Annotated in this window: 4 protein-coding genes; 2 read left to right on the top strand and 2 right to left on the bottom strand. The window is 71.0% G+C overall.

The features are described 5' to 3' along the window. Together GJV64_RS11115 and GJV64_RS11120 are read left to right on the top strand one after the other, a co-directional pair. Positions 1-1,468 (top strand): M20/M25/M40 family metallo-hydrolase (locus GJV64_RS11115; protein ID WP_164157296.1); only part of this gene is annotated, 1,468 nt, incomplete at its 5' end. After that, a complete protein-coding gene (locus GJV64_RS11120) occupies positions 1,465-1,824 on the top strand; it encodes a gamma-glutamylcyclotransferase family protein (protein ID WP_164157297.1) in 360 nt (119 codons plus the stop codon). The genes GJV64_RS11115 and GJV64_RS11120, both read left to right, overlap by 4 nt. 3 nt (positions 1,825-1,827) lie before the next feature. On the opposite strand, the gene GJV64_RS11125 is transcribed toward GJV64_RS11120, so the two are convergent. Both GJV64_RS11125 and pheT read right to left on the bottom strand, forming a co-directional pair. After that, positions 1,828-3,144 carry a hemolysin family protein gene (locus tag GJV64_RS11125; RefSeq protein ID WP_164157298.1) on the bottom strand — a complete coding sequence of 439 codons (1,317 nt, stop codon included), beginning with the start codon at positions 3,142-3,144 and terminating at the stop codon, positions 1,828-1,830. An 86-nt stretch (positions 3,145-3,230) separates the two neighbouring features. Next, positions 3,231-5,051: phenylalanine--tRNA ligase subunit beta (gene pheT / locus GJV64_RS11130; protein ID WP_164157299.1), on the bottom strand; the 1,821-nt coding region annotated here is incomplete at its 5' end.

Consider the following 5,051-nt stretch of genomic DNA (forward strand, 5'->3'; position numbering starts at 1 on the left):
CGCCGGCCGCCCGGCGCAGCGGCTCGCCAGATGGGGCGGCGATCCATCCCGCCCGGCGATCAGCCTTGTTGCCGTGCGACCGGGCGCCGATCCGGCGGCCCCGGCCATCGCGCTGATGGCGCACCATGATTCGGTGTGGGCCTCGCCTGGGGCGGCCGACGATGCCGCCGGAGTCGCTGCCGCGCTGGAGATTGCCCGTGCCATCCCACAGGCCGCGCAGGCCCGCGACCTGGTGCTGATCCTCACCGATGCCGAGGAGCTGGGGCTGGTTGGCGCCCGCGCCATCTTTGCCGACGATGCGGACCCCATCGCTGGCCGGCTGGGCGTCGTCATCAACCTCGAAGCGCGCGGCGCCGGCGGGCGCACAATGATGTTCCAGACCGGGCCGGACAATGGCGCGCTGGTGCGCCTGCTGGCCCGTACGTCGCCCACGGCCGCGGCCAGCAGCGTCGCCGTCACCGTCTATGAGGAGCTGCCCAACGACACCGATTTCACGCCGGTGCTGGCGCGCGGGCTGGCCGGTCTCAACTTCGCCTTCATCGGCGGGGCCTGGGGCTATCACAGCCCGCTCGCCACGCCCGACCGGCTGGACGCGGGCGCATTGCAGCATCTGGGCGACAGCGTGCTGGGCATCACCCGCGCGCTGGTGACGGGCGCTGCCCTACCCGGCCCGGCACCCAACGCTGTGTTCGCCGTTGCGCCGGGCCTTGGCCTCATCGTCTATCCGCCCGCTGCCGGCTGGGGCGTTCTGGCGGCCGCCGCGGCGCTGCTGGCGCTGGCGGCCTGGTGGCGCCGGGCGGACTGGAGCTTCGGCGGGTCGGCGCTGGCGCTCGGCCAGGCGCTGCTCACCCTTGTCATCGCCGGGCTGCTGATGTTCGGCCTCAACCTTGTCTCCGGCAGCGTCGGCGCCGAATATTATGACCGGCTGGCGGCGCTGCCCCGGCTGGAGGGGGTGGCGGGCCTGGCGGCACTTGCAGCACTGCTGTTCGCGGCCTCGGCGCCGGCCGGAACGCCGTGGGATCGCGCACTGGCTTGGCCGTGTCTGTGCCTCCTGGCCGCGTTCGCCGTGCAGATCGGGCTGCCGGGCGCCGGGCCGGTGTTCGCTTGGCCGGCCCTGCTGGCGGCACTGGCTGTGGCATTGGGCGGAGCGCTGGCTGCCCGACTGTCTGGCCCGGCCCGGTTCCTTCCGGCCGCGCTGCTGGCCATTCCCGGCCTGGCGCTCACCGCCGAACTCGCGCATTTCGCCTTCCTCGGCGTCGGCGCACCCCAGCCCTATCTGGTCACTCCGCTGTTGATCCCGGTGCTGTCGCTGCTGGCGCCGCTGCTGCCTGCCGGCCCGCGCCGGCCGGCATTGGCCGGGATGGTGACCTGCGTTGCTGTCGCCTTCGTGCTGGCACTGTGGGTGGCGCTCGACGCGCCGGCGCCCTCAGCGCCACCCTATGCCGGCACCGAAAAGAGCCAGGGATGAGCCAAGCGACGACTGTGCTGGCCGTTTATGGCACGCTGGCGCCGGGGCGCGCCAACCATCATGAACTGGCCGGGCTGGCCGGGGTATGGAGCCATGGCTGGGTGCGCGGCCTGCTGCTGCCGCAAGGCTGGGGCGCGGCCCTGGGCAGTCCGGGTCTGCTGCTGGACGACGATGGCGCCAATGTGCCGGTGCACTTGTTCCACTCGGGCGATCTGCCGGCCCACTGGGCGCGGCTCGATGAATTCGAAGGGCCTGGCTATTGCCGCACGCTGGTGATGGTCAGCACGCCTGCCGGCAATGTGCCGGCCTTCATCTATGCCCTGGCCATGGACGGCATGCCGCCGGACCATGAGTGAGGTTTACGTCGGCAGACTGATCTGGCCCACCCGGCTGGCCAGCAGCTTGTCGATCTTGCGGCCATCAAGGTCGATGATCTCGAACTGCCAGGCCCCCACCCGGAAGCGTTCGCCGGTGGCCGGCAGATGCTTCAGCTGTTCCAGCGCCAGCCCGGCGGCAGTTTCATAATCACGCTCCTCGGGCAGCGGCAGGCCCAGCCGGTCGGCCAGTTCATCGACCGGCATGGCGCCCGAGATCAGCCAGCTGCCATCGTCGCGCTCCACCGCCATCGGGTCGCTGCCCAGATCGATGTCGCTGCGGAACGCCCCGGCAATCGCCGAGAGCAGGTCGGCCGGAGTCACGATGCCTTCGAAATGGCCATATTCATCGTGCACCAGCGCCATCGGGATCTCGGCATCCCTCAGCGCATTGAGGGCATCGACCGCGTCGATCACGTCGGGCAGAATCGGGGCGGGTCGGGCCAGCGCGGCAAGATCGAGCGGTCGCCCCTCGATCAGCGCCTGCACAACGTCGCGCGCCTGCAGCACGCCGATGATGTCATCAACCCCGCCGCGCGCCACCAGCAGGCGGCTGTGCGGTGTGGTGGCCAGTTGCGCGCGCACGCTGGCCTCGTCGGCATCGGCGTCGATCCAGTCGATCTCGCGGCGCGGGGTCATCACGCCGCGCACCCGCCGGTCCGCCAGCCGCATGATGCCGGAGATCATCTGGCTTTCCTCGGCCTCGATCACCCCGGCGGTGGTCGCCTCGGCCACGATCGAGCGCAACTCTTCCTCGGTCACCGTCTGGTCGGCATCGCGGCTCTGGCCCAGCAGGTTGAAGACGATGTGGCTGGACCGGTCGAGCGCCCACACGAACGGCGTGGTGAGCCGCGCGAACAGCACCATGACCGGCGCCACCTTCACGGCGATGGCCTCGGGCGAGCGCAGCGCGAACTGCTTGGGCACCAGTTCGCCGATGATCAGCGACAGATAGGTGGTCAGCGCGATCACCACCGCAAATCCCACCTCCTCGGCGGCCGTGGCCGGCAGGCCGGTCAGCGCCGCGATGCGCTGGCCCACCGGTTCCGCCAGCGTGGCGCCGGAATAGGCGCCGTTGATGATGCCCACCAGCGTAATGCCGATCTGCACGCCCGACAGGAAGCGGCCCGAATCCTCGGCAAGGGTGATCGCCGTCTGCGCGCCCACCGAGCCCTGCGCCGCCAGCCCCCTGAGGCGCGGGCGGCGCGCCGAGACGATGGCGAGTTCCGACATGGCGAAAAAGCCGTTCAAGAGGATCAGCCCCGCGATGATCGCGGCGTCCATCCAGGGGAAGGGGGCCATTGGCTCCGAAGTGGCAATGCGGGGCCGATGTGCCCGCTCCGCGCCACCATAAGGGAAGCGCCGGGCCAGTGCAAAGCCCGCGCTGTCTACCCCCTGAGGGTGGCGCCCAGCCTGGCCGCCGCTGCGACCACCCTGGCCGACACCGCCTCGATCTCGGCTTCGGTGAGGGTGGCCGTGGTGGGCTGCAGCGTCACCGCCAAGGCCAGGCTGATCTTGCCGTCAGGCACGCCGGGGCCGCTGTAGCGGTCGAACAGGTTCACCGCGGTGATCAGCGCCTTGTCGGCGCCGGCAACCGCGCGGATCAGGCTGTCTGCGGGTAGCGTTTCGTCCACCACGAAGGCGAAATCGCGACTGAGCGGCAGCAGGGCCGATGGCGCCCAGGCCTCGCGCTTGCGGCTCTTCGGCGGCAACGCGTCGAGATAGAGCTCCACCGCCGCCACAGCGCCTTTCACGTCGAACTGGGCGGAGACGCGCGGGTGGACGATGCCGAAATCGGCGAGCACCGCCTTGCCCAGCACCAGCCGGCCGGCGCGGCCGGGATGCCACCAACCGTCAGCAGGGGCGGCCACGGCCAGGCGCTGCACCGGGGCGCCCAATGCGGCAAGGGCCGCCAGGGCTTCGGCCTTGGCGTCATAGGCGTCGGGCTTTGCGGCTGGCCCGCTGCGCCAGTCGCGGCCCTTGGCTTCGCCGGCCATCAGGATGGCGGCAGTGGGGCGTTCGGCATCGGCGAGATAGCGCTGGCCCAGCTCGAACAGGCGCACCGAGGCGTTGCCCCGGTCCATGTTGCGGGCGGCGGCAGACAACAGCCCGGGCAGCAGGCTGGGGCGCATGGCGGCCATGTCGGCGGAAATCGGGTTGGCAAGGCTGAAGGCGGCGCCGCCAAAGGCTTCGGCGTCGGCCGGCGGCAGGAAGCTCCAGGTGATGGCTTCATCAAGGCCGCGGCTGGCCAGCACGCGGCGCAGGCGGCGCTGGCTGCGCTGCAAGGGCGTGGCGGTGGGCGCGGCCACGCCTTCGGCGCGCGGCAACGGCGTGGCCGGCACGCGGTCGAGACCGTGGATGCGCACGACCTCCTCCACCAGATCGGCCTCGCCATCGACATCGCGCCGCCATGACGGGACGGAAACCTGCCACACGTCGCCCGTGGTCACACCGAAGCCGAGGCGGGTGAGAATGGCGGCCTGCTCGTCTTCGGCCACGTCCAGCCCGGCGAGCCCCAGCACCCGCGACGGGCGATAGAAGATGGAGCGGCTCGTATCGGGAATCTGCCCGGCGACGACCATCTCCGACGCTTCGCCGCCGCACAGATCGAGAACCATCTGCGTGGCCAGTTCGAGGCCGGGCACGACGAACAGCGGATCGACGCCGCGCTCGAAGCGGGCGCGGGCATCGCTGTTGATACCAAGCGCGCGGCCGGTGGTTCCGATGCGTTCCGGCGTGAAATAGGCGGCTTCGATCAGCACTTCGGTGGTGGCCTCGGAACAGCCGCTGTGCTCGCCACCCATGATGCCGCCGATGTCGTGGACCTCTGCATCGTCGGCGATGACCGTCATCGTCTCGTCGAGCGAATAGGTCTTGCCGTTCAAGGCCAGCACGCTCTCGCCAGCCCGCGCCCGCCGCGCCGTCAGCCCGCCGCTCAGCTTGGCCACATCATAGACGTGCAGCGGCCGCCCGCTGTCGATGGAAAGGAAATTGGTGATGTCCACGAGCGCCGAGATCGGCCGCAGCCCCACGGCGCGCAGGCGGCGCTGCAGCCAGTCTGGCGACGGGCCGTTGGTCACACCGCGCACCACGCGGCCGGCGAAGGCGGGGCAGCCCTCGGCGTCTTCGATGGCAATTGGGCGCGGCATCGGGAAACGGCCGGCGACCGGCGCGATGCTGCGGGCCTTCAGGGTGCCGATGCCGGCCGC

Origin of the sequence: Sandarakinorhabdus rubra, from assembly GCF_010994245.1 — a bacterium.
Classification (GTDB): domain Bacteria; phylum Pseudomonadota; class Alphaproteobacteria; order Sphingomonadales; family Sphingomonadaceae; genus Sandarakinorhabdus; species Sandarakinorhabdus rubra.

Coding starts and splice junctions, on each gene's coding strand:
- GJV64_RS11120 (WP_164157297.1), top strand. CDS start 1,465: ATGAGCCAAGCGACGACTGTGCTGGCCGTTTATGGCACGCTGGCGCCG.
- GJV64_RS11125 (WP_164157298.1), bottom strand. CDS start 3,144: ATGGCCCCCTTCCCCTGGATGGACGCCGCGATCATCGCGGGGCTGATC.